This is a genomic window from Devosia sp. LjRoot16, assembly GCF_964252795.1.
Classification (GTDB): domain Bacteria; phylum Pseudomonadota; class Alphaproteobacteria; order Rhizobiales; family Devosiaceae; genus Devosia_A.
In genome coordinates this window covers 552,926-573,894 of sequence record NZ_CAXUPH020000004.1, presented here as the reverse complement: position 1 = coordinate 573,894, position 20,969 = coordinate 552,926, and the positions used below count along the sequence as shown (strand labels likewise).

Below are 20,969 nucleotides of genomic sequence, written 5' to 3'. Positions count from 1 at the left end.
TGAGCTGACCGCGCTCGGCGTGATCGTGCTGTTGATCACGGTTGTCGCCATGCTGCGCTATCGGCAGACACTCATTCGGCTAAAAAGGCGCGGGGAGCCACAATGGCCGACCACCCCCCGACCCGAGTCCGCTACGTCACCCCGTAACCCGCTCGATCTCCGCGCCAACCGCGCTCAGCTTGTCCTCGAGCCGCTCAAACCCGCGGTCGAGGTGGTAAATCCGGTTGACCACCGTCTCGCCGCGCGCCGCGAGCCCGGCGATCACCAGCGACACCGAGGCGCGAAGGTCGGTCGCCATCACCTGCGCGCCTTTGAGCTGCGGCACGCCGGTCACTGTCGCCACCTGGCCATCGACCTTGATGTCGGCGCCGAAGCGGGCGAGCTCGGCCACATGCATGTAGCGGTTCTCGAAAATGGTCTCGCGGATCTGCGAGGTGCCGTTGGCCATGGTCATCAGCGCCATGAACTGCGCCTGCAGGTCCGTCGGAAAGCCCGGGAACGGCTGCGTCTCGGCATGCACCGCCTGGATGCCGTTGCCGTTGCGCCTGACCCGGATGCCGTCCGCTTCCGAGCTGATCTCTACCCCTGCGAGCGCCAGCGTATCGAGCGCCGCCTGCAGGTGCTCGGCCCGCGCATGCTTCAGCAGCACGTCACCGCCGGTCATCGCCGCCGCCATGGCATAGGTACCGGTCTCGATCCGGTCCGCCACCACGGCATGGGTCGCCCCATGCAACTCGTCGACGCCCTCGATGGTCAGCGTCCGCGTGCCGATGCCGGAAATCTTCGCGCCCATCTTCACCAGGCACTCGGCGACATCGCTGATCTCGGGCTCCATCGCGGCGTTCTCGAGCACCGTGGTGCCCTTCGCCAGCGTCGCCGCCATCAGCAGCACGTGCGTCGCACCCACCGTCACCTTGGGGAACACCACGCGGGCGCCGCGCAAGCCGCCCTTGGGGGCGCGCGCCACCACATAGCCTTCATCGATTTCGATCTCGGCGCCCAGTTCCTTCAGGCCCGCGAGGAACAGGTCTACCGGCCGCGTGCCGATGGCGCAGCCGCCCGGCAGCGACACCCGCGCCTCATGCGCCCGCGCCAGCAGCGGCCCGATCACCCAGAAGCTCGCGCGCATGGTCGAGACCAGCTCGTACGGCGCCGTGGTGTCGACGATCTCGGCCGCCTGCAGCGTCATCCGCTGGCCTTCCAGCGTCGGCGCCTTGCGGCCATGCACGGCGATATCGACGCCGTGATTCTCGAGGATTTTTTCGAGCTGGTTGACGTCCGCCAGCCGCGGCACGTTCTCCAGCACCAGTGGGTCTTTGGTCAGCAGCGACGCGATCATCAGCGGCAACGCCGCGTTCTTGGCGCCCGAGATGGGGATCTCGCCCCTCAACTCATTGCCACCCACCAGACGAATGCGATCCATGTTGTCTTCCCGACTGCGGAGCGTTCTGCCCCTTGCTTGGAGCATCTCACCGTTTCTGTGAAACGGCGAAAAGCTCCAAATCCCTATTTGTCGCGCTTTCGAACCGGAAAAGTCTGCAACTTTTCCTGAAAGCGCTCTTAGCTATCCGAGTCACCAAGCGGCTTCAACGCGGCCACATCGGCCGTGTCGTTCGATTCCGTCTCGGGTAGAGATTTGCCGGTGCCCGCCGCCCGGGCCCGCGCTTGTTCTTTCCGCCGCTTCAGGTTCTCCCGAAGCTTTGCGGCCAATCTTTGCTCGCGCTTCGCCGCGTCGTCAGCCACGTCCAGCCTTGCCTTCACGTCACTCGATTTCACGCGCCACCCTAGCAGCAAAGCCACGTTCGCTGCTGTAGCCCGTTTGCAAGCTTTTTGCGCTTGCACCAGCCAAAGCCCTGTGGCAGTAACCGCCCCACGCCGCCGGGGGCCTCGCCCCACGCCCATGCGTTCGCTGCAGTAGCTCAGTGGTAGAGCACTCCCTTGGTAAGGGAGAGGTCGAGAGTTCAATCCTCTCTTGCAGCACCATTCTTTCCCGTTGAACCTATCGACAATATCGGATCGGCCCGCGCTCTAGAACTGAGCGAACCGCTGCTCGACCTTCTGCGCGAACTTTTCCCGCGCCTCCGGCGAGATGTCGTAGACGGAGTGTTGCGCGAGATAGAGGTGCTTCACGCCAAGGCCGCCGCAGGTGGCTTTCAACCCGCGCAGCAGCACCTTTCTCGCCGGATCCTGCATCAACAGCTTGTTGTAGAACCAGGGCGCGCCGCAGGTGGTGACCACGCCCATTCGAGTGAGATTCCGCAGAGCCGGCTTGATGAGACCTCCACCCGGCGGCTGTTCAAAGGCCACGCCCGGACGCCATACGCGATCGAAATAACCCTTGAGGATCGCCGGCATGCCCAACCACCAGGTGGGAAAGCAGAAGACGCAGGCGTCGGCCCATTGCAGCGCGTCGATATAGACCTTCAGGTCCTGCGGTGGCGGCTGTGGCGGCTCGTCGTGCCCGCGCCACTCCTCCTCCCCCATCGTCGGGTCGAACTTCATCGCGTAAAGGTCGAAATCAATGACCTCGTCGCCCCTGGCGTTGAGCGTCCGCAGGATCCGCTGGTGCAGCGACGCCTGGTAGCTGCCGACCGCCGGATGCGCATAGACGACGTTGACCTTCATGACGGGCGGCCCCCCTGCGTCCATCCGACTATGGCAGCTTGCGCAAAAACCCCGCAAGGTCCGCCGTCACGTAACGCGCATGCGACCCACCAGTACGTTCGAGCTCCCCCGCTGCTGGGTGCACCTTCGCCCCTATCGATCCGCAACTGGGTAATGGCTGCTCTGGCCGCGCGGGACGTTCGCGTCCTGCACCACAACGGAACCACTTGATTTCGGTATGGCGTCAAGCGTGGTCGAAGATGCCCGGAAACCGGGGATTGGCAGCGACGGATTGAGCGGGGAATTTGGTATGGGGCCGGTGACGGCCTCAGGGTGCATAGTCCCCCCTGTTCGGGCGCGGGGCCGGTTCACCAAGGGGCACTGCGCATGGCGTTGGAAGCATTCACCGAGATCTCCCTCCGGCTCTGGCGTGCGTCTGTCGCCTACGTCACCAAGACGCCCGAGCGGAAGTGGACTGCGGCAGGGGTTGGCCTCGGGTTCGGCGTTGCCTTGATCCTTGTGCCCCCGCTTGGCATCGCGGCGTTCGGCGGTGCCATGGCCGGGTGGTGGATCGTGGTCACTATCGTGACGCTGTTCGGTGGCATGGCGGGGAACCGCTGGGGCGTCCAGCTTGAGCGCCGCCGATCAAAGAAGCCGTAGGACAGCGAAGCGCACTAGGTGTGAGGTGCGGGGATGGTGCGGGGGGTGCGCGGTTGCCACGCCTGTCGAGATCGACACCTCGCATTTTTGGCCAACTTTTGGGGGCCTCAGCGGAGCACCAAGTGGGTGGCTTTCGCTCCCTTTGGTGGTTCGGTAGAGTGCCCTTACGGGGGGCAACGCCATGGCAGACAGGCACTACCAAGTGGTGGTCGAGAAGGACCACATAAATAAGCTCGCCAGCGCAAAGCCGATCCCCGCAGTTGCGGAGTTGGTGTGGAACGGCCTCGACGCGGACGCTACGCGCGTCGACGTGGGGCTTGAGCGCGGGCCGCTGGGGCTTGAGGCGGTCACCGTCACTGACAACGGGCACGGCATCTCCTTCGATGAGGCGGAGGCGCTGTTCGGTAGGCTCGGCGGGTCGTGGAAGGCACACGGCAACCGCTCGCGGAAGCGAGGCCGCATCCTTCATGGCAAGGAGGGTAAGGGGCGCTTCAAGGCACTGGCAATCGGGCGAGTTGCCCAGTGGACCAGCGTCTACCGGGCAGAAGACGGTCGCGTTCTTCGGTTCACCATCACCATCATCCGCGACGATCTGACTGATGTGCGTGTGTCCGAGCCAGAGGAGTTGGGCCGGGGCATTTCCACAGGCGTGGAGGTGCGGATTACGGAACTCGACCGATCCTTCCGCTCGCTTGAAGCGGACCAAGCCGTCCAGCCGTTCTCTGAACTGTTCGCGCTCTATCTGACCGACTACAGGGACGTTGCCGTTTTTGTTGACCGCGCGAAACTAGACCCAGAGAGCCTGATCGAGAACCGCGCGGAGTTCACGCTGAACGAAGTGACCCACGAGGGGCGCACGTATGGCGTCAAGTTACATCTGATCGAGTGGAAGTCGTCGGCGGAACGCTGGGTCTTTCTGTGTGGGGACGAGGGTTTCCCGTTCCAGCGCCTGACACCGACTTTTCACAGTCCGGGGCATCAGTTCTCCGCCTACCTACGGTCTGGGCTTTTCGACGAGCTTCAAACCACCGGCCAGATTGACCTAGCTGACTTCACCCCGGCACTAAAGTCGGCCTACGACGAAGCCGCGGACCTCACGAAGGGCTACTTCAAGGACCTCGACACGGAGCAGTCCCGCTCGGAAATCGAGAAGTGGAAGGAACAGAATGTCTACCCGTACCGGGAGCCCGCCGAAAGCGTTGTGGAGGTGGCTGAGCGGCAGGTCTTCGATATTCTTGCGCTCAACCTGAACCGGCAGCTTCCCACCTTCTCGGATCAAGACAGCCGTACGAAGGCGTTCCAGCTGAGGATGCTCCGCCACGCCGTCGAGAGGGGACCGGAGGAGCTACAACACATTTTCACCGAGGTCCTACAGCTGCCCATAAAGAAGCAGCAGGAGTTATCGCAGCTGCTCCGCGACGCCGACCTCGGGAACATTATCACGGCCTCTCGCTTGGTGACTGACCGGATGAGATTCCTCACTGGGCTTGAAGCGTTGATCTTCGACCCCGACACCAAGCCGCACGTCAAGGAGCGCAGCCAACTTCACCGCATCCTGGCCGAAGGGAACACATGGGTGTTCGGCGAGGAGTTCAACCTCACCGTAGACGACCAGTCGCTGACCGAAGTTCTCCGCAAGCACCGGCAACTGATTGGGGCCGACACCGTCATCGACGAGCCCGTGAAGCGCATCGATGGCAAGGTCGGCATAGTAGATTTGATGCTATCGCGGTCTGTGCCCACCAACCGGGCCGACGAGAGGGAGCACCTTGTCGTTGAGCTCAAGCGCCCGTCGAAGAAGATCGGCGGGGCCGAGATCATGCAGGCCAAGAGTTACGCCTACACCGTGGCGAAGGACGAGCGGTTCCGCCACATCAACACCCGGTGGACCTTCTGGGTAGTCTCCAATGATCTGGACGAGTTCGCTCAGACCGAAGCACGCCAGAAGGACAAGCCGCGCGGGCAGGTTGCGCAGACGGACGACGGCCTCGTTGAGGTGTGGGTGAAGTCTTGGGCGGAACTGTTCGCAGAGAGCAAGGGGCGGATGCGGTTCGTGCAGGACCGGTTGCAGGCGAGCGTGAACCGCGAGGATGCGCTGACCTACCTCCGCTCTACCTACGCCAAATACCTTAACCCCGAGCTTGAGGAGGTCGAGGAAAGCGCCGTGCAAGTCGCCGAGGCTGAGAGCACCTCGGCATAGAAAGGCAAATGTTGGAGGGCAATTTCCCTCATTGGAGCCCCCGTTCACGCCCGTCTAGGACCGCATCAAAGCGACCCACAACGCCCTCAATCCAAGGGACCAGACGGGAAGCGGTCGCCCCCCACTCGTTCAGGTCGCGGATGAGCCGGTCCCATTCTGCCAGCCCGCGCTGGGCGATAACGTGGTCCTTCACGGTGTCGGCAAGGGTCTGCAACTGCTGAGCGTCGGCCTTGATCTTCGCCATCGAGCTTGAGCAGCTTTCCGCCGCAGCAGGTTCGTCGGGGCACACTTGGGCGCACCTAGCGAGCAGCCTCGCGGTCTCGGTGTCTATGAGGTCCAACGCCCTCTCCACGTCCCCTGCCACCTCCGCCGTAAGTCGGAAGGCTTCGGCTCTTCGGTCAGCAATCCGGTCTGCGCGACCCTGCCCAAACCCGAACAGTGAGAGGACCAGCGAAACCCAATCCAACTATCGTCTCCATCTTGGAACCACAGCCCCGATCACACTCGGTTCAGGTCGATCTGAATGCCCTTGGCGTTTATCTCCTTCGCAAGCGGCAGCGCCGCCTCCCTCACGTCATCCTTGAACGGAATGTAGATCAACCCTTGGATATCGCTGGGCCGCTCCATATTCTCTTGCTGCTTCATCAAGACTGCCACCCGATCTCGACCGAGCTTAGTGAGCATCATTCCAAGTTCGAGGACCACGTTCTGCCGTGCCCTAAAAGCCTTCTCCTCGGGGTGCCCCTCGCGATGGCCTTCATCATCGGGTGTGGCAAGCACGACTGCGAAGCTCGCCCTACCTGCCGCACCTTCCAACTTTTCAATGATTGTCTGACCGCCAGAAGTCAGTTGATCGAGGATCAGCGGGTTCAAACCCCATCGCCGTAGCATCGCCTCCAACTCGGTTTTCGCCGGGTCGTCATGCCCATAAACTACAAACACATCGCGCGGTCCTGCTGCTCCATTGGCGGGAGCCGCGACGGGTAATCCGTTGCCAATCGGTACGGCTAGGGGTTGGCCGAGGAGCGCCTTGATGCCGCCTTGGTTCTTTCCCTGGGCGACCACCTTTCCGCTGTCATAGCACTGAACGATCTCGCCGCCCGCACAGCGTATTGACCACCCGAGATCGTTGCTCATGCGGTCAATCGATTGTATTTGCAGTCCGTTCGTCTGCAGTAGGTTGATTATGTCATCCTTGCCCAATTGCTTCCCCCAAGCAGCATGCAAATACGATTTTGAGTAAGTTCAGCTAAACCAAGTGCTCCGGCACCACAACATCAAACCCCCTGTGGTCAACCGAACTGCCACCAACGCGATCTGGATACGAGGAACACGCGATGCGGTATCTGGCGGTCTTGCTTCTGGTCTGCCTAGCGATGATCGGAGGCGCGAAGGCCGGTGGCCTGACGGGGAGCTACGTCGCCCGGTCGGACATGGGTGCCGTACTGGTGCAACTCGTGGAGACAAGCGACGGGCACGTGACAGGCCGCTTTGAGCAGAGCTTGGTGACGGACAAGGGCACCGTGGAGACCCGGACTGCTTCTCTCAACGGAGCGGCAGACGGACCTTCCGCGGTACTGACACTCACCGCCGAACAGTTCCTCGGAGAGTCCGCCACCGTCTCAGTCACCGTCTCGGGGGAAGAACTGGTGCTCACCGGCAAAGGAATGGACCTCCGCCTCCGCAGTGGTGCCGTGGACGACTACCGAACGGCGCTCACTGGCCTAGCCCTATCCGCCGAAATCGTTCGCCAATCCCAAGCGGAGGACAAGGCTCTTAGAGAGCTTCGGGCTTTCAGCGTGGCGGCAAAGAAGTTCGCGGCGGAGACCGTGGACCGGCTGGCGAGGTTCGCCCCCACCGAGGCCGCTTTCAGGGACGCCACGGATCGTATGCGTCGGGGCCTTGCGAAAGAGCGGGGTATCATTGGCGGTGATGAAGCCTCCGTTGCCCGGAGCCAATTGTCTGTCGCTATCAGCCAAACTGAGGTGGAGGCGTCAGCGGCGTATGGGCGGGTTGAGGCGGCCAAGCAGTCGTTTGCGAGTGGAGCCAGTGGGCTACTCCAGCAATCGGAACAGGTGGCGAGCAGGTGCTCAAATCTCGCGCCCCTGCGGAACCCCGATAGCCTTCCCGAATGGAAGTCAGCGTGCGCGGATGCGGATGAGAGCCTAAAGGCCCTCAGGTCCCATATCGGCTCCATGCAGCAGGCGTTCGCCAGCATCGAAGCAGTATGGTTGGAGCAACACGGCGAGATGGTGGAGTTGACCCGTGCGGCGGAGGCGGCGGAGCAATAGAGCCGAACCGGGTGTGGCTACAGGGGTGGTACACACCGGGGTGCACTGATGCTCGGAAAGTGCCCGATTTCCGGGGCTCAGACGAAACTCTCGCCGGGTTCAATCCTCTCCTGCTGCACCATTCACCTCGATTTCGAGGTCTCCGCTCGCGCCGAAGACCGCCTGCCACCCCAGGGCCGCCGTCCATCCCGGCTTCATTCAACTCCCACCTCCGATCGATCCAAGACAGCTCCAGACGCCAGTGCGACTATCCCCTCAGACAACACGGCACACAGCCGGACCCGAGGAGACAAAGGTGCACGATACGCTCAGCGTTCCCGACTACCCGCTCACCCAGGAGCAGATCGACCAGTATCGCCGGGACGGGTTCATTCAACTGGACGATGTGATCACCGGCCCGGTGCTCGAGGCGATGCGGGGGGCCGTGGTGAATGCGGTGGCGGTAGAGACCAACGAGGCGCCCGATCGGCCGCGGACCGGGGCGCAGGCGACCTATGAGAAGATCTTCAATCAAAAGGTGAATCTTTGGCAACGCCACCCCGATGTTGCCCGGTTCACGCTGTCCGCCGCGCTCGGTCGTATCGCGATGCGCCTTGAGGGACGCCCTATGCGGCTCTGGCACGACCAGGCACTGTTCAAGGAACCGATGAAGGGCAACAACCGCACGCCCTGGCATCAGGATGCGGTGTACTGGCCGCATGTCGACCGCTGGCACCAGACGACGATCTGGATCGCGCTCAAGGATGCGACGACCCATAATGGCTGCATGGCCTTCGTCGAGGGCACCCATTCGCTGGGGCCCCAGCCGGCCGTCGATCTCAGCGATCCGCAGGACCTGTTCGACCACGCCCCGCACTTGAGGCCGGTGAAGCCGGTGCCGCGGCCGTTGAAGGCGGGGAGCGCCACCTTTCACAACGGGCTGACCTTCCACTATGCTGGCCCCAACAAGTCCGACGGCACGCGCGAAGCCTTCGCCATCATCTATATGCCCGATGGCACGCGCTACGATGGCAAGCCGCATATCGTCACCGACGAGCAGGGGTTTGCGGCCGGCGATCTGCTCGATAGCGAGCTGTTCCCGCGGGTCGGCTAGCGATGCGCTACCGGGCGTTCGGCGGCACCGGCTGGCAGGTCAGCGAGATCGGCTTCGGCGCCTGGCAGATCGGCGGCGACTGGGGCGGGGCGAGCGATGCGGAGTCGATCCGCACGCTGCACCACGCCTTCGAGCGCGGCATCAACTTCGTCGACACGGCCGAGATGTATGGCAAGGGCCGCTCCGAAACGGTGGTGGGGGAGGCGGTCCGGCAATGGCGGCAGGGCCGGATCTATGTGGCGACCAAGGTGCAGCCGACCGTCTGGCCGAGCCCCAATGAGGATCGCCCACTGATGCGCGGCCGCTACCCGGCCTGGCATCTGCGCGCTGCCGTCGAAGCGTCACTGCGGCGTCTGCAGGTCGAGCGCCTCGACCTGCTGCAGCTCCATTGCTGGGTGGCGGATGGCGTCACCGAGCTCGATTGGCTGGAGACGCTCAATGCGCTGCGGCTCGAGGGCAAGCTCGACCAGATCGGCGTGTCGCTGCGCGATTACCGGCCCGATGACGGCATTGACCTGGCGCGCCTCGGCCTCGTCAGTTCGCAGCAGGTGATCTTCAACCTGTTCGAGCAGCGCCCGCGGGATCGGTTATTTCCCGCCGCGCCGGATCATCCGTCGGCCTTCATCGCCCGGGTGCCGCTCGATTCCGGTTCGCTGACCGGCAGCTGGACTGCCGCGACCTACGCCGGCTGGCGTGCGGGATCGGTGCCGCACCAGCTGTTTCGCGGCGACCGTTTCGCTGAAACACTGGCGCGGGTCGAACGGCTGAAGCAGCTCTGCGCGCCCTATTGTGCGACCCTGGCCGAGGCCGCCATGCGCTTCAGCCTCAGTGCGCCGGAGGTCTCGACCGTCATCCCCGGGATGCACAGCCCGGCCGAGGTGGACGCCAACATCGCCTATGCCGATGGCGCGCCGTTTCCCGAGGAATTGCTGGCGCAACTGAGCGCCCATAGCTGGCCGCGGAACTACTACCAATGAGCGCGGACCCGGCTTCCGTTCAATTCGAGCTGCTGCTGCCGAGCGAAATCCGCGAGGGGCTGGCGCAGCGATCGCTCGTCTATCTGCCGCTCGGGACTTACGAGTGGCACGGCGCGCATCTGCCGGTCGGTCTCGACGGGCTCACTGCGCATGGGCTGTGCCTGTTGGCGGCGCAGCGCGGCGGTGGGCTGGTGCTGCCGCCGCTCTACTACGGCACCGGCGGCGGGCATGGCGACTATCCCTGGACGATCATGGCCGCAGCCGACGAGATCCGGCCCTTGCTGCGGCAGACGCTCCGGCGCCTCGGGGCATTCGAGGTCGGCGCCGTGGTGATCCTCAGCGGTCACTTCGCGGGCGAGCAGATCGAGATGCTCCGCGGGCTGGAGGCGGAATGGGCGTGTTCGGGCGGAGGCATGCGAGTTCGGGCGCTGGCGGTCAGCATGGCCACTGGCCTGGCCCTCGCGCCGGACCATGCCGCCCGCTTCGAGACCACGCTGCTCAGTGCGCTGTGGCCTGATCGGGTGCGGCTCGACCTGCTGCCGGCACTGGCCGAAGCGCCCAGCATCGACCCGGGTGGCAACGAGATGGGGGCGCAGCGGCATGACCCCGCGCACCCGCTGTTCGGGATCTTCGGTCCCGATCCGCGGCGGTTCGACCCTGGTGAGGCGCTGCCGCTGCGGGACGCCATGGTTGATTGGCTGCTGGGGGAGGCTGGTGCGCTCTAGAGCGGAGCGCCTCACTGATGGGGGCCTTCTGGTGCCGTCATGGATGAGCCAGACCGCTGCATCGCCCCACCCACCGGCTGTCATCCCTGCGAAAGCAGGGACCCATTCATCCACCTGCGCTGCGGCGAGTTGGGTCCCAGCTTTCGCAGGGATGACACCGAGTTTGGGGCGCTTGCCGAGCGTCAGTACGGGGCCCTCTGGTGCCCTTCTATGGGTGGGCTAGGGTACTGGATCGCCTCCCCGCCGGCTGTCATCCCAGCGAAAGCTGGGACCCAACTCTCCCCTGGTGCGGGCTGTGAAATGGGTCCCAGCTTTCGCTGGGATGACACCGAGTTTGCGGAGCGGCTTGTAGCCAACAACGTGAAGAACCCGGCTCACACATTGTAAATCGTCCGATACGCCGAGGGCGTCATGCCCTGGTAGCGCTTGAACAGCCGGCAGAAATGCGGGGCGTCGGAATAGCCGAGTTCGGCGGCGATCTCGGTGATGCTGGGGCGCGGGTTGAGCAGCAGCGTGCACGAGCGGTGGATGCGTCGCCGCTGGAAGAAATCCGTCGGCCCATAGCCGGTCGAGGCGCGGAACAGCGCCGAGAAGTGGTCGACCGAGAGCCCCGCCGCCCTGGCGCTGCGGGCCACCGAATAGGGGGTGCCGGCGCCGGCAGCCCGATCGATGGCCTCCATCGCGGTCCACACCTCGGGCCGGAAGGTGAGGGTGGCCGAGGTCGGGTCGTGCCGCATCCAGGCTCTCGCCATCGTCGCCACTGCCTTCTGCAGCGCACAGCGGAGGAACAGCGGCGATGGTGCAGCACGGTTCCCCTCGGCTTCGATCTGCGAGAGTTCCGCGGCAACCAGCTCGAAATCGGCGGCGTCGAGCCGCATCTGCACGGTGTCGACGATCTGCGCGCGCATCAGCGTGGTCGAGAGAAACAGCGGCACCGCTCCGGGCTCGGTCCATAACAGGCCGAGATCGCCCATCAGCCATTCGCTGAGGTAATAGGCGTTGATCACCTCGATCCGCTCGACCCGCTCGAAGGCGTGCACTTCGCCCGGCGGCACGACGACGACATCGCCGCGCGCCAAGGGGGCGCGGCCATTTTTGGTCCGGTGCGTAGCGCCGCCCGAGGTGACGATGCAGATCTCGTGGTAGGCGTGGTCGTGCGGCGGCACATCCTCGATCACCTCCAGCCGCTGCGCCCTGACGGGCCGGCCGGCCGAGAGCTGTACGGTCGATTGCTCGATAGTGTAGTGCGCCGCAAACGGCGATCCGGGATTCATTCAACGAACCTAGCCGCACCTGCCGCAGCGCAACAAGCCCCTTCGTTGGACGCAAATCGCGGGTTCGTTCAAGCTTTGCGGCTGAATGCTGCAAGACGCGTGGCGAGGCGCCGTGGTCCTTTAGCCGACTGCCCAGCGGGAGACGGGTGGAAACTGAGGGAGGAACGAAAGTGAACAAACGCACGGCAATTCATCTGCGCGCCGCTGTCCTGGCGACGGCGCTGACTGGGCTAGTAACCGGGTGGGCCTCGGCCCAGACGGTGAACCTGACCTTGAGCCATTTCAACAACCCGAACGAAGTGGCCACGGCCAACAAGCTCATCGAGGTGTTCGAGGCGGCAAACCCCGACATCAATATCGACGTGGAACTGATCCCCACCGGCGGCGATGGCGACAACCTCGTCAAGACCCGCCTCTCGACCGGCGATATGACGGATCTCCTCTGGTACAATGCCGGCTCGCTGTTTCATGCGCTCAACCCGAAAGAGCGTTTCGTCGATCTGACCGACGAGCCATACCAGGCCGCGATCCTCGATTCATTCAAGTCGGTGGTCACTGAGGACGGTCGCGTCTACGGCGTGCCGATCGGCACCGCCTTCGGCGGCGGCGTGCTCTACAACCGCAAGGTGTTCGAGAAGCTGGGGCTCACCGTGCCCAAGACCTGGGCCGAGTTCATGGCCAATAACGAAAAGCTCAAGGCAGCCGGCATCCCCGCGGTCATCCAGACCTTCGGTACTCCGTGGACGGCGCAGCTCTTCATGCTCGGCGATTACTACAACCTGCAGGCGGCCGAGCCGGATTTTGCCGAGCGCTACACCGCCAATCAGGCCAAGTACGCCACCGCTCCCGCCCTGAAAGGCTTTGAGCGGCAGGAGGAGGTGTTCAAAGCCGGCTACCTCAACGAGGATTTCGCCTCGGCCATCTTCGAGGATGGGTTGCGCATGGTGGCCGAAGGCGAGGGCGCGCAATATCCGATGCTCTCGATCACCGTCGGCACCATCGCCACGACCTATCCGGACCTCGTCAACGATGTCGGCTTCTTCGCGCTGCCGGGCGATGACGCGACGAAGAACGGGCTCACCACCTGGATGCCGAACGGGCTCTACATCACCTCGACCACCTCGCACCTGGCGGAGGCCAAGCGCTTCGTCGAGTTCGTCGCCAGCACTGCCGGCTGCGATGCCCAGACCGCGGCGATCGGCGCGACCGGCCCCTATCTCGTAAAGGGCTGCACTATCCCGGCCGACGTGCCGCCGGTGGTCAGCGACCTCTTGCCCTATTTCGAGACCGACGGAGCAACGGCGCCGGCACTGGAGTTCCTCTCGCCGGTCAAGGGGCCGAACCTGCCGCAGATCACCGTGGAAGTCGGCTCCGGCATCCGCTCGGCCGCTGACGGCGCCGCGCTCTACGACGAGGACGTGAAGAAACAGGCGCAGCAGCTGGCTCTGCCGGGCTGGTAAGCTCCGCCTGGAGCGACCCGCGTCGGGTCCTCGACGCGGGTCGCCGTTCCCTGTCGAGCTGCCGCTTCACCAGCGGCGGCTCGACAACGACGACGGCTAGAGTTCGATCTCGTACGCCGTCACCGAGGCCTTGGGCACGTGCAGTTTCCCAGCCGCCGGCTCGTTGGTGGTGGTCACCGCGAACACCTCGAGTGCGGTGCTGTCGATCGCCGTGTCGAGTTCGGGGTTGATGCGGTGGGCGCGGACCGCCTTCGGTGTCACCCCGCCGAGGTCGAGGTTCACGTCGGCCGCATGGTCGAGGCTGGTGTTGACGACGTGCACGTAGAGCGTGTTGCCCGAGCGGCTGGCCGACACTTCGATTGCCTTGTCGTCCGAAGCGATTGCCACCCCATGCGTGCCCGAGTTGCGGCGGAACAGCCGCATGATGTGGCCGACCGGCAGCAGGTAGGGTTGCTCGCGCGGCGAGCCCAGCAGCACGGCGTTCACCGTCCAGCTGGTGCCGGCGAAATCGGCCAGGGTCGAGATATCGATGATATCGGAATGGCGCTCGAACAGCGCCATGCAGCGCGCGTGGTAGAGCCCGGAGATCCACTCGCGCAGCATCTCGGATTTGTTGTGCGGCTGGATCGACAGGTGCCCTTCGGTGATGGCGAGCTTCGCCGTCGTGCCGAGATCCCTAAGCGTCGCGCGGGCGCCGAGCAGCTTGTCCTCGACTTTTTTGTACATGCCGTCGAGCGCCTCCCAGGTCGCGCCGTAATCCTTGCGGTAATCGCGGCCGTGCAGCACCGTCCGCTCGTCGCCGGGGTTCTGGTGCATCATATGGATGGCGACCATGTCGACCAGGTCGCCGCCTTCCTGCACCAGCTCGTTGGCCCACCACTTGCCGGTGTCGCGCTCCATGTCGCCCCAGCCGATCAACTGGATCGAGGGGTCGCGCGCCTTCATGGCTTTGGCGAACTCGACATAGTTGCGGGCGTTTTCGGCGCTGGTGAACCGTTCGCCGGCCTTGGGGTAGGAGGTCTCGTTGCCGATCTGCCACGTGTGGATCGCCCACGGCGCCTTGCGGCCATTGGCGATGCGCTCGGCATTATCGGGGTCGTTGCAGTAACTGACGAGATCGGCCGCCTCTGTGGCATCACCCGAGCGGTGTTCGCCCAGCTCGGTGTTGATGTATTCCGGGCGGCCGTCGGCGGCGAAGTTGATCGCCATGATCGGCTCGGCCGATACCGTCGCGCAGAACTCGAGGAATTCGTCGACGCCGACGACATTCTTTTCCCAGCCGCCCCACAGGTAGTTGACCATGTCCTGGCGTGAAGCGCGCGGGCCGACGCTTTCGCGCCATTTCCAGAAGCTGGTGAGGATACCGCCCCAGCGGATCGAGCTCGGGGCGAGATCGCGCACCACCTCGATGAAATCCGGGCGCCAGCGATCGGTCAGCGCATCCCAGCAGGCCTCGACCGAGGAGTCGGTGGTGCCGAGTGGCTCCATGAACTGCATGTAGAGGCGCGGTGAAATGGCGTGCAGCGGCCGTGGGTCGACCTTGATCGTCGGCATGAAGAACTCCTGAGACTTTATTTGATGCCCGAGGTTGGGCGCATTCCGCTGACGATCCAGCGCTGGCCCACGAGGAACAGCAGGATCATCGGCAAAGAGGTGACGAAGGCAGCGGCGAGGATCACCGTGTAGTTGAGCACGGCGCTGGTATCGGCGCTGAGATAGGCGATCACCACCGGCACCGGCATCGCCTCGGGGGTATTGGTGACGATCAGCGGCCAGAGGAAATTGTTCCAGCTGTAGAGCGCGGTGATCACCGTGACGGTGATGATCGAGGGCATGGCCAGCGGCACCATGATCTTTAGAAACACCTGAAAATCGGTGGCGCCGTCGATGCGCGCCGCCTCGTCCAGCTCACGCGGCACCTGCATGAAGAACTGGCGCAGGATGAAGATGCCGATGACCCGCGGCAGGCCGGGCAGGATCACCCCCCAGAGCGTGTTCACCAGCCCGATATTGGCCATCAGGTCGTAAAGCGAGATCACCTCGAGGATGCCCGGCATCATCATCGACAGCAGCACCAGGGCGAACAGCACGTTGCGGCCGATGAACTTGGTGCGGGCAAAGGCATAGGCGGCGGGCACGTCGAGCAGCAGGATGCCGACCACCTGCAGCACCATGATCACCGTGCTGTTCCATATGCCGGTCGGCACGCTCACCCCGCGCTGCGTTTCGGTGAGCACCTTGGTGTAGTTGTCGAGCGTCCACTGGGTGGGGATGAACACCCCCTTCAGCACTTCGCTGGCCGGCGCGAACGAGAACAGCACCAGCGAAACCAGCGGCAGGAACCACAGCGCCGCGAGCACGGCGAGGACGATCCAGCGGGTGGCCTGTGAGCCTTTGCGCTGCTGCATGGCTCAGACCTCCCGCCGGAAGAAGCGGAACTGGATAAAGCTCAGCGTCGCGATGATGATGGTGATGACGACGCCGATCGCCGCCGCGCGGCCCAGCGCAAAGCGCTCGAACCCCTCCTCGTAGAGCAGCATGGTGAGCACCGTGGTCGAGCCGAACGGCCCGCCCTGGGTCATGATCAGCACTTCGCCGAAGATCTGGAACGCCTGGACGATCGAGAGCACGACGACGATCAGGAGGATCGGCCGCAGCAGCGGCACGGTGATCAGCACCAGGTCCTGCAGGGCGGTGGAGCCATCGAGCCGCGCCGCCTCATAGAGCTCGTCGGGAATGTTCTCGAGCCCGGCGAGCAGGATGATCACCATGAACCCCACATTGATCCACAGCGTCACGAGGCTGATGACGAACAGCGACCAGCCGGGGATCTGCAGGAGGTTCTGGCCGGGCAGGCCGAAGAAATTCAGCACCTTGTCGATGGTGCCGATATTGGGCTCGAACAGCCAGTTGAAGGCGATGGCGGCAACCGCGACGTTGATCACGATGGGGAGGAAAAAGGCGGTGCGGAAGATGCCGATGCCGGGGAGCTTGCGGTGCAGCATCACGGCCAGCACCAGCGAGATCACCGTGATCATCGGCACATACATCGCGGCAAAACCGCTGGTGATCCAGAACGAACTCCAGAACCGGCTGTCGCCGACCAGCGAGGTGTAATTGTCGAGGCCGACAAAGGCGTTGGGGCCGAAAATGCCCCAGTCGAACAGGCTCATGTAAAGCGCCCGGCCGACCGGATAGGCGACGAACACCGCGAACAGGGCGATGTAGGGTCCCGCCAGCAGATATGGGAACAGGGTCGAGCGGAGGCGGGACATTACGGCCCTTCAAGTTGGTCGGGGGATTAGGGCGATCGGCATTGGCCGATCGCCCTGACGGGCAGGGAGGGGCCCGTTACTTCTTGGCCAGTTCCTGGCGGATGCCGTCGACCATCATGGTCACCGCCTGGTCGACATCGACCTGGCCGGCATAGAACGCTTCGGCCGCCGTCTGCACGACGCGGTCGACCTGCGGCTGCACTGAGAGCGCTGGCGGGAAGTGGACATAGTCGAGCGAGGTGGCGATGAGGCTCTGCTCGGGCAGCGCCTTGAACTCATCGCTGTTGAGCGTCGTCAGCTTGGCCGGCATCTTGCCGGTCTTGGCCCAGGCGAGGCTGTTGTCGCCGATCCATTTGACGAACACCAGCGCATCGGTGCGGGCTTCCGGCGGGGTGCCGCGCGGGATCACGAAGTTATGCCCGAGCGCAAAGGTCGCCGGCTTGTCGCCGAAGGTCGGCAGCGGCGCGACGCCGAAGCTCAGCCCCTGGTCGGCCGCCGCCGTCTGGTAGACCGGCAGGTCGGTGATCTGGGTCAGCGATATACCGATCTTGTTCTGGGCGAACTGCGCCGCGCTGTCGGCGATGATCTCCTTGGGCGAGACGCCCGCATCGATAAAGGCCTTCAGCGTCGACAGCGATTTCTTCGCCGTCTCGGCGAAGCCATCGGCCACGTCGGTCATGTCGGCGTTGTAGAGATCGTCCTGGTACTGCCAGTAGAAGCTGTAGAAGTTGCGCACCGCGCCCGAGCCGTTGAGCTGGAAGAACATCCCCTGCACGCCATTGCCCAGCGCCTGCAGCTTGGTCGTGGCATCGAGCAGTTCGGCGCCGGTCTTGGGTGGGTTGTTCGGGTCGAGCCCGGCCTCAGCGAACAAGGTCTTGTTGTAGTAGATGTGGCGCGGGAAGGCGTCGATCGGCACGCCATAGCGCTTGTCGGCGACGACGCCGGCGGTCCACAGCTGCGGGATGTAATCGGCCTCGGCGAGGCCGGCAGCGGCGATTTCCTCCGGGGTGTAGGCCTCGAGCGCGCCCTGCTTCACGAAGCCGGCGATCTGGTGCGAGTGCATCACCGCGAGGTCCGGCGCGGTGCGCGACGCCATCGAGACCGAGAGCTTGGTGTAGTAATCGTCCCACGGAATGATCAGCAGGTTGACGCTGACGCCCGCCGCAGCCCCCGCGCCGGCGTTGAACTCTTTCACCAGCGCGTCGATGGCGTTGCCGTCCGGCCCGGTGAACGGGCTCCAGAACTCGACCTCGCCGGCGAACGCCGCCAGCGGCATCAGCGATGCGGTAACCAGCGCCATGGCCGATACAGCCATTCGGTTCATAGCCTTCATGATCTTCTCCTCCTGATCGGGCTTCAGCCACAACCTTCTTGCATAGGCTATTGATATATTAGTATCTAAGTCAACGGCTCTCACATCTCGTATTCACGGGATGGCGCGTGCTAAGGTTCAGCTCGTGGCTTTCAAACGCCCGGAAATTAACGGTTCTGCTGTATGGATTTGCCCAAGGAATCGGGCCGGCAACGGCGGCGTGCCAGTCCCTCTCGCATCGCAGGCGGCGGCTCTGCCTCTGCTTGGCGACTAGTATATCAGAACCTTCGTGAGGACATTGTGTCGCTGCGGCTGAAGCCCGGCGACCCGATCAGCGAGAAGGAAGTGGCGGCCCGCTATGGGGTCAGCCGAACCCCGGTGCGGGAGGCCATTCAACGGCTCGCCGACGAGCGCCTGGTCGAGATTTTTCCCCAGTCGGGCACCTTCGTCGCCCGCATTCCGTACGACGACCTGCCCGAGGCCATGGTGATCCGCAAAGCGCTGGAAACAGCTTCGGTGCGGCTGGCGGCAGAGAAGGCGACGCGGAGCCAGCTGCTGGCGCTGGCCACCATTGTCGAGCAGCAGCGCGAAGCGGCGGAAGCCAATGACCGTAGCGGCTTTCACCGCGCCGACGAAGCCTTCCATGCCAAGATCGCCGAGATCAGCGGCTTTCCGGGCATCTGGCGCCAGGTGCTGCAGGTCAAGGTGCAGGTCGATCGCTACCGGCGGCTGACCCTGTCGCAGGAAGGGCGCATGGCGCAGGTGATTGCCGACCACGAGCGGATCCTCGCCGGCATCACCGCCGGCAAACCGCAGGACGCCGAGCTCGGCATGGCGCTGCACCTCGATGCCGTGCTCCCGGAGGCGGTGGAAGGCCAGCCGGCCGACGCCACGGCGGACTGAGAGACCCCTTCTCAGCCCGCTGCCAGCGCTCGGATTTCCTCCAGCGCCGCTTCGTCCACGGCGATGCCGTTGGCGAGGCTCTTGCGGCGGGTAGCGTAACGGCGGTCGCCCGGAAGGCGCGATTGGCCGGCGTCGTGGATTTCGGCGATCAGCACTTCGAGCCGGTCGGCAAAGCTGTTCACCGCGCCGCGCTGTGGGTCGATCAGGATGTAGGTCTGGCCGCCATGCGGCGTGGCAGCGCCCGGATGGGCGCTCCAGTCGATTTCGAACGAATAGTCGCCGCCGGCCAGCGCCGCGCCCATGATTTCCATCATCATGGCGATCGACGAGCCCTTGTGTCCGCCGAACGGCAGCAGCGCACCGCCATCGAGGATGGCGGCGGGGTCGGTGGTCGGGTTGCCGTGCCGGTCGACGCCGGTGCCGGGCGGCAGTTGCCGGCCTTCGCGCCGGGCGATCTGCACGTCGCCATTGGCCATGGCGCTCGAGGCCTGGTCGAACACCAGCGGATCGGTGCCCTCACGCGGTGCAGCAAAGCCGAACGGGTTGGTGCCGTAGACTTTGCGGTGGCCGCCATGCGGCACCACCGATGCCATCGAGTTGATCATGGCGAGGGCAAGAAATCCCTGACGCGCAAACGGCTCGATATCCGGCCACACGGCGCTGAAGTGGTGCGCCTTGCGCACGCTGAGCACGGCGATGCCGTTGGCCCGCGCCTTCTTGACCAGCGCTTCGCGCGCCAGCTCCAGCACCGGCAGTGAGAAGCCGTTGCGGCCATCGGCCCGCAACATGCCGGGCGCCACGTCCTCGAGCACCGGCACGGCCTTGCCATCGACCCAGCCGGTATCGAGCGAGGCGAGGTTGCCCTTGATGCGGAAGATGCCGTGGCTATGTGCGCCGTCGCGCTCGGCGCCTGCCATGTTCTCGGCGAGGATGCTCGCCACCGTCTCGGAGCAGGCGTGCCTGAGGAACACCTGACGCAGCAGGGCGACGAGCTCGTCATATGCGATAGTAGTGGTCACTTGCCGATCCGCGGCCAGGTGTCGGAGAGCCGGTAGCCGCCCTGCCAGGGGTCGGAGGGGTCGAGCATCTCGGTGCGGGTGCCGGTGATCCAGGCGCGGCCGGAGATCGACGGGATGATCGCCGGCCGGCCGCCGAGCATGGTGTCCCGCTCGATCCGGCCGAGAAACTCCGAACCGATGATCGAGCGCGCCAGGTAGCGGTCCCCGACCTGCATCTCGCCCTTGGCGCGCAGCACCGCCATGCGGGCCGAGGCGCCGGTGCCGGTAGGCGAACGGTCGATCTTGCCGGGCTGGATGGCGACCGCATTGGCAGCGGTCAGCATCCCGTCGCGCCGCTCGAGCGGCGCGGCGATCTGGCAGAACGAGAAATGCGTCCAGTCCGGGTTGGTCGGATGGGTGAAGCCGAGCTGCTCGTTGGCGGCGCGGGTGATGCGGATGCCGGTTTCGGCGAGCTCGCGGGCTTCGTCGGGGGCGATGCGGAAGCCCAGCGCCTCGGCATCGACGATGACGAAGCTGTCGCCGCCATAGGCAGTATCGACGGTGAGTGTGCCGACGCCCTCGACCTCGAGTGTTGCGCCAAGCTTATCGGCAAAGCTCGGGACGTTCGTCACGGTGATCCGTTCCGCCTTGCCGTTCCGGCACTCGGCAACCACCTCGACGATACCGCCCGGCGCTTCCAGCACCAGCCGGGTTTCCGGCTCGGTCATCGGGATGATGCCGGTATCGAGCAGCACGGTCGCGACGCAGATCGAGTTCGAACCCGACATCGGCGGCGTGTCCTCCGGCTCCATGATGATGAAGCCCATCTGCGCCCGCGGATCCTTCGGTGGCACCAGCAGGTTGACGTGCCGGAACACCCCGCCGCGCGGCTCGTTCAGCACCAGGTTGCGCAGCGTCTGGTCACGCGCAATGAAGCGCGACTGCTCCCACAGCGTCTCGCCCGGCGGCGGCGCGACGCCGCCGACGATCACATCGCCGACTTCGCCTTCGGCGTGGCAGCCGACGATATGAATTGCGCGGGTAGTTCTCATTTGGTCATCCAGAGTGGGGTGTCGACAGGAGGCACCGGCGGTGCCGTAATCCTCCCCCGCGTGGCGGGGGAGGGGGACCAGCGAAGCTGGTGGAGGGGGGAGCCCAAGCCGGCGAGTCTTGCCGCCCCCTCCACCGCCTTCGGCG

At 64.7% G+C, this 20,969-nt stretch carries 20 protein-coding genes and 1 tRNA gene; 9 read left to right on the top strand and 12 right to left on the bottom strand.

The features are described 5' to 3' along the window. Window positions 1-136: 136 nt before the first annotated feature. Window positions 137-1,423: a UDP-N-acetylglucosamine 1-carboxyvinyltransferase gene (gene murA / locus ACSQ23_RS20775; protein ID WP_436091728.1), complete on the bottom strand. Its 1,287-nt coding sequence runs from the start codon at window positions 1,421-1,423 to the stop codon at window positions 137-139. A 137-nt stretch (window positions 1,424-1,560) separates the two neighbouring features. Then, on the bottom strand, window positions 1,561-1,776 hold the full coding sequence (locus ACSQ23_RS20770) for a hypothetical protein (protein WP_436091727.1): 216 nt from the start codon (window positions 1,774-1,776) through the stop codon (window positions 1,561-1,563). Between the two features lie 132 nt (window positions 1,777-1,908). Here ACSQ23_RS20770 and ACSQ23_RS20765 point away from each other — a divergent pair. Then, window positions 1,909-1,983: transfer RNA gene (locus ACSQ23_RS20765), tRNA-Thr, on the top strand. A 45-nt stretch (window positions 1,984-2,028) separates the two neighbouring features. Here the strand turns inward: ACSQ23_RS20765 and ACSQ23_RS20760 are convergent. Next, a complete protein-coding gene (locus tag ACSQ23_RS20760; RefSeq protein WP_436091726.1) occupies window positions 2,029-2,625 on the bottom strand; it encodes an NAD(P)H-dependent oxidoreductase in 597 nt (198 codons plus the stop codon). Between the two features lie 366 nt (window positions 2,626-2,991). Here ACSQ23_RS20760 and ACSQ23_RS20755 point away from each other — a divergent pair, with 366 nt between their 5' ends. Together ACSQ23_RS20755 and ACSQ23_RS20750 are read left to right on the top strand one after the other, a co-directional pair. Further along, window positions 2,992-3,264 carry a hypothetical protein gene (locus ACSQ23_RS20755; protein ID WP_436091725.1) on the top strand — a complete coding sequence of 91 codons (273 nt, stop codon included), beginning with the start codon at window positions 2,992-2,994 and terminating at the stop codon, window positions 3,262-3,264. Between the two features lie 181 nt (window positions 3,265-3,445). Further along, window positions 3,446-5,464: an ATP-binding protein gene (locus ACSQ23_RS20750; RefSeq protein WP_436091724.1), complete on the top strand. Its 2,019-nt coding sequence runs from the start codon at window positions 3,446-3,448 to the stop codon at window positions 5,462-5,464. 28 nt (window positions 5,465-5,492) lie between these two features. Here the strand turns inward: ACSQ23_RS20750 and ACSQ23_RS20745 are convergent, their stop codons facing one another. Further along, window positions 5,493-5,708: a hypothetical protein gene (locus ACSQ23_RS20745; RefSeq protein WP_436091723.1), complete on the bottom strand. Its 216-nt coding sequence runs from the start codon at window positions 5,706-5,708 to the stop codon at window positions 5,493-5,495. 254 nt (window positions 5,709-5,962) lie between these two features. Then, window positions 5,963-6,601 (bottom strand): TIR domain-containing protein, encoded by a 639-nt coding sequence (locus ACSQ23_RS20740; protein ID WP_436091722.1) that lies wholly within the window; start codon window positions 6,599-6,601, stop codon window positions 5,963-5,965. A 200-nt stretch (window positions 6,602-6,801) separates the two neighbouring features. On the opposite strand from ACSQ23_RS20740, the gene ACSQ23_RS20735 reads away from it, so the two are divergent. The 4 genes from ACSQ23_RS20735 (at window position 6,802) to ACSQ23_RS20720 (ending at window position 10,550) form a co-directional block, all read left to right on the top strand. After that, on the top strand, window positions 6,802-7,755 hold the full coding sequence (locus tag ACSQ23_RS20735) for a hypothetical protein (protein WP_436091721.1): 954 nt from the start codon (window positions 6,802-6,804) through the stop codon (window positions 7,753-7,755). Between the two features lie 295 nt (window positions 7,756-8,050). Next, window positions 8,051-8,848: a phytanoyl-CoA dioxygenase family protein gene (locus ACSQ23_RS20730; RefSeq protein WP_436091720.1), complete on the top strand. Its 798-nt coding sequence runs from the start codon at window positions 8,051-8,053 to the stop codon at window positions 8,846-8,848. A 2-nt stretch (window positions 8,849-8,850) separates the two neighbouring features. Beyond that, complete coding sequence (locus ACSQ23_RS20725; RefSeq protein ID WP_436091719.1) at window positions 8,851-9,825, top strand: aldo/keto reductase; 975 nt, start codon at window positions 8,851-8,853, stop codon at window positions 9,823-9,825. Then, window positions 9,822-10,550, top strand: a complete 729-nt coding sequence (locus tag ACSQ23_RS20720) for a creatininase family protein (protein WP_436091718.1) — start codon at window positions 9,822-9,824, stop codon at window positions 10,548-10,550. Before ACSQ23_RS20725 ends, ACSQ23_RS20720 begins: the two co-directional genes overlap by 4 nt. 374 nt (window positions 10,551-10,924) lie before the next feature. On the opposite strand, the gene ACSQ23_RS20715 is transcribed toward ACSQ23_RS20720, so the two are convergent. Continuing rightward, window positions 10,925-11,824 (bottom strand): AraC family transcriptional regulator, encoded by a 900-nt coding sequence (locus tag ACSQ23_RS20715; protein ID WP_436091717.1) that lies wholly within the window; start codon window positions 11,822-11,824, stop codon window positions 10,925-10,927. Window positions 11,825-11,994: 170 nt separating this feature from the next. Between ACSQ23_RS20715 and ACSQ23_RS20710 the strand changes: the two genes are divergently transcribed. Next, window positions 11,995-13,284 carry an ABC transporter substrate-binding protein gene (locus ACSQ23_RS20710; RefSeq protein WP_436091716.1) on the top strand — a complete coding sequence of 430 codons (1,290 nt, stop codon included), beginning with the start codon at window positions 11,995-11,997 and terminating at the stop codon, window positions 13,282-13,284. A gap of 96 nt (window positions 13,285-13,380) precedes the next feature. On the opposite strand, the gene ACSQ23_RS20705 is transcribed toward ACSQ23_RS20710, so the two are convergent. From ACSQ23_RS20705 to ACSQ23_RS20690, 4 genes are all read right to left on the bottom strand, one after another. Next, on the bottom strand, window positions 13,381-14,838 hold the full coding sequence (locus ACSQ23_RS20705; protein WP_436091715.1) for a hypothetical protein: 1,458 nt from the start codon (window positions 14,836-14,838) through the stop codon (window positions 13,381-13,383). Window positions 14,839-14,855: 17 nt separating this feature from the next. Then, window positions 14,856-15,692, bottom strand: coding sequence for a carbohydrate ABC transporter permease (locus ACSQ23_RS20700; protein WP_056002026.1), 837 nt, complete (start codon window positions 15,690-15,692; stop codon window positions 14,856-14,858). Between the two features lie 3 nt (window positions 15,693-15,695). Then, window positions 15,696-16,559 (bottom strand): carbohydrate ABC transporter permease, encoded by an 864-nt coding sequence (locus tag ACSQ23_RS20695; RefSeq protein WP_056002023.1) that lies wholly within the window; start codon window positions 16,557-16,559, stop codon window positions 15,696-15,698. A gap of 76 nt (window positions 16,560-16,635) precedes the next feature. Next, complete coding sequence (locus ACSQ23_RS20690) at window positions 16,636-17,892, bottom strand: extracellular solute-binding protein (protein ID WP_436091714.1); 1,257 nt, start codon at window positions 17,890-17,892, stop codon at window positions 16,636-16,638. 279 nt (window positions 17,893-18,171) lie between these two features. Between ACSQ23_RS20690 and ACSQ23_RS20685 the strand changes: the two genes are divergently transcribed. After that, window positions 18,172-18,774, top strand: coding sequence for a GntR family transcriptional regulator (locus tag ACSQ23_RS20685; RefSeq protein WP_244488526.1), 603 nt, complete (start codon window positions 18,172-18,174; stop codon window positions 18,772-18,774). An 11-nt stretch (window positions 18,775-18,785) separates the two neighbouring features. Here the strand turns inward: ACSQ23_RS20685 and ACSQ23_RS20680 are convergent, their stop codons facing one another. After that, window positions 18,786-19,793, bottom strand: a complete 1,008-nt coding sequence (locus ACSQ23_RS20680; RefSeq protein WP_436091713.1) for an Ldh family oxidoreductase — start codon at window positions 19,791-19,793, stop codon at window positions 18,786-18,788. Next, complete coding sequence (locus ACSQ23_RS20675) at window positions 19,790-20,824, bottom strand: trans-3-hydroxy-L-proline dehydratase (protein ID WP_436091712.1); 1,035 nt, start codon at window positions 20,822-20,824, stop codon at window positions 19,790-19,792. Before ACSQ23_RS20675 ends, ACSQ23_RS20680 begins: the two co-directional genes overlap by 4 nt. Window positions 20,825-20,969 lie beyond the last annotated feature (145 nt).

Bases quoted from the DNA above. Each gene is read 5' to 3' on its own strand.
- murA (WP_436091728.1), bottom strand. From the start codon at position 1,423: ATGGATCGCATTCGTCTGGTGGGTGGCAATGAGTTGAGGGGCGAGATC.
- ACSQ23_RS20760 (WP_436091726.1), bottom strand. From the start codon at position 2,625: ATGAAGGTCAACGTCGTCTATGCGCATCCGGCGGTCGGCAGCTACCAG.
- ACSQ23_RS20755 (WP_436091725.1), top strand. From the start codon at position 2,992: ATGGCGTTGGAAGCATTCACCGAGATCTCCCTCCGGCTCTGGCGTGCG.
- ACSQ23_RS20750 (WP_436091724.1), top strand. From the start codon at position 3,446: ATGGCAGACAGGCACTACCAAGTGGTGGTCGAGAAGGACCACATAAAT.
- ACSQ23_RS20745 (WP_436091723.1), bottom strand. From the start codon at position 5,708: ATGGCGAAGATCAAGGCCGACGCTCAGCAGTTGCAGACCCTTGCCGAC.
- ACSQ23_RS20740 (WP_436091722.1), bottom strand. From the start codon at position 6,601: ATGAGCAACGATCTCGGGTGGTCAATACGCTGTGCGGGCGGCGAGATC.
- ACSQ23_RS20735 (WP_436091721.1), top strand. From the start codon at position 6,802: ATGCGGTATCTGGCGGTCTTGCTTCTGGTCTGCCTAGCGATGATCGGA.
- ACSQ23_RS20725 (WP_436091719.1), top strand. From the start codon at position 8,851: ATGCGCTACCGGGCGTTCGGCGGCACCGGCTGGCAGGTCAGCGAGATC.
- ACSQ23_RS20720 (WP_436091718.1), top strand. From the start codon at position 9,822: ATGAGCGCGGACCCGGCTTCCGTTCAATTCGAGCTGCTGCTGCCGAGC.
- ACSQ23_RS20715 (WP_436091717.1), bottom strand. From the start codon at position 11,824: ATGAATCCCGGATCGCCGTTTGCGGCGCACTACACTATCGAGCAATCG.
- ACSQ23_RS20705 (WP_436091715.1), bottom strand. From the start codon at position 14,838: ATGCCGACGATCAAGGTCGACCCACGGCCGCTGCACGCCATTTCACCG.
- ACSQ23_RS20700 (WP_056002026.1), bottom strand. From the start codon at position 15,692: ATGCAGCAGCGCAAAGGCTCACAGGCCACCCGCTGGATCGTCCTCGCC.
- ACSQ23_RS20695 (WP_056002023.1), bottom strand. From the start codon at position 16,559: ATGTCCCGCCTCCGCTCGACCCTGTTCCCATATCTGCTGGCGGGACCC.
- ACSQ23_RS20690 (WP_436091714.1), bottom strand. From the start codon at position 17,892: ATGAAGGCTATGAACCGAATGGCTGTATCGGCCATGGCGCTGGTTACC.
- ACSQ23_RS20675 (WP_436091712.1), bottom strand. From the start codon at position 20,824: ATGAGAACTACCCGCGCAATTCATATCGTCGGCTGCCACGCCGAAGGC.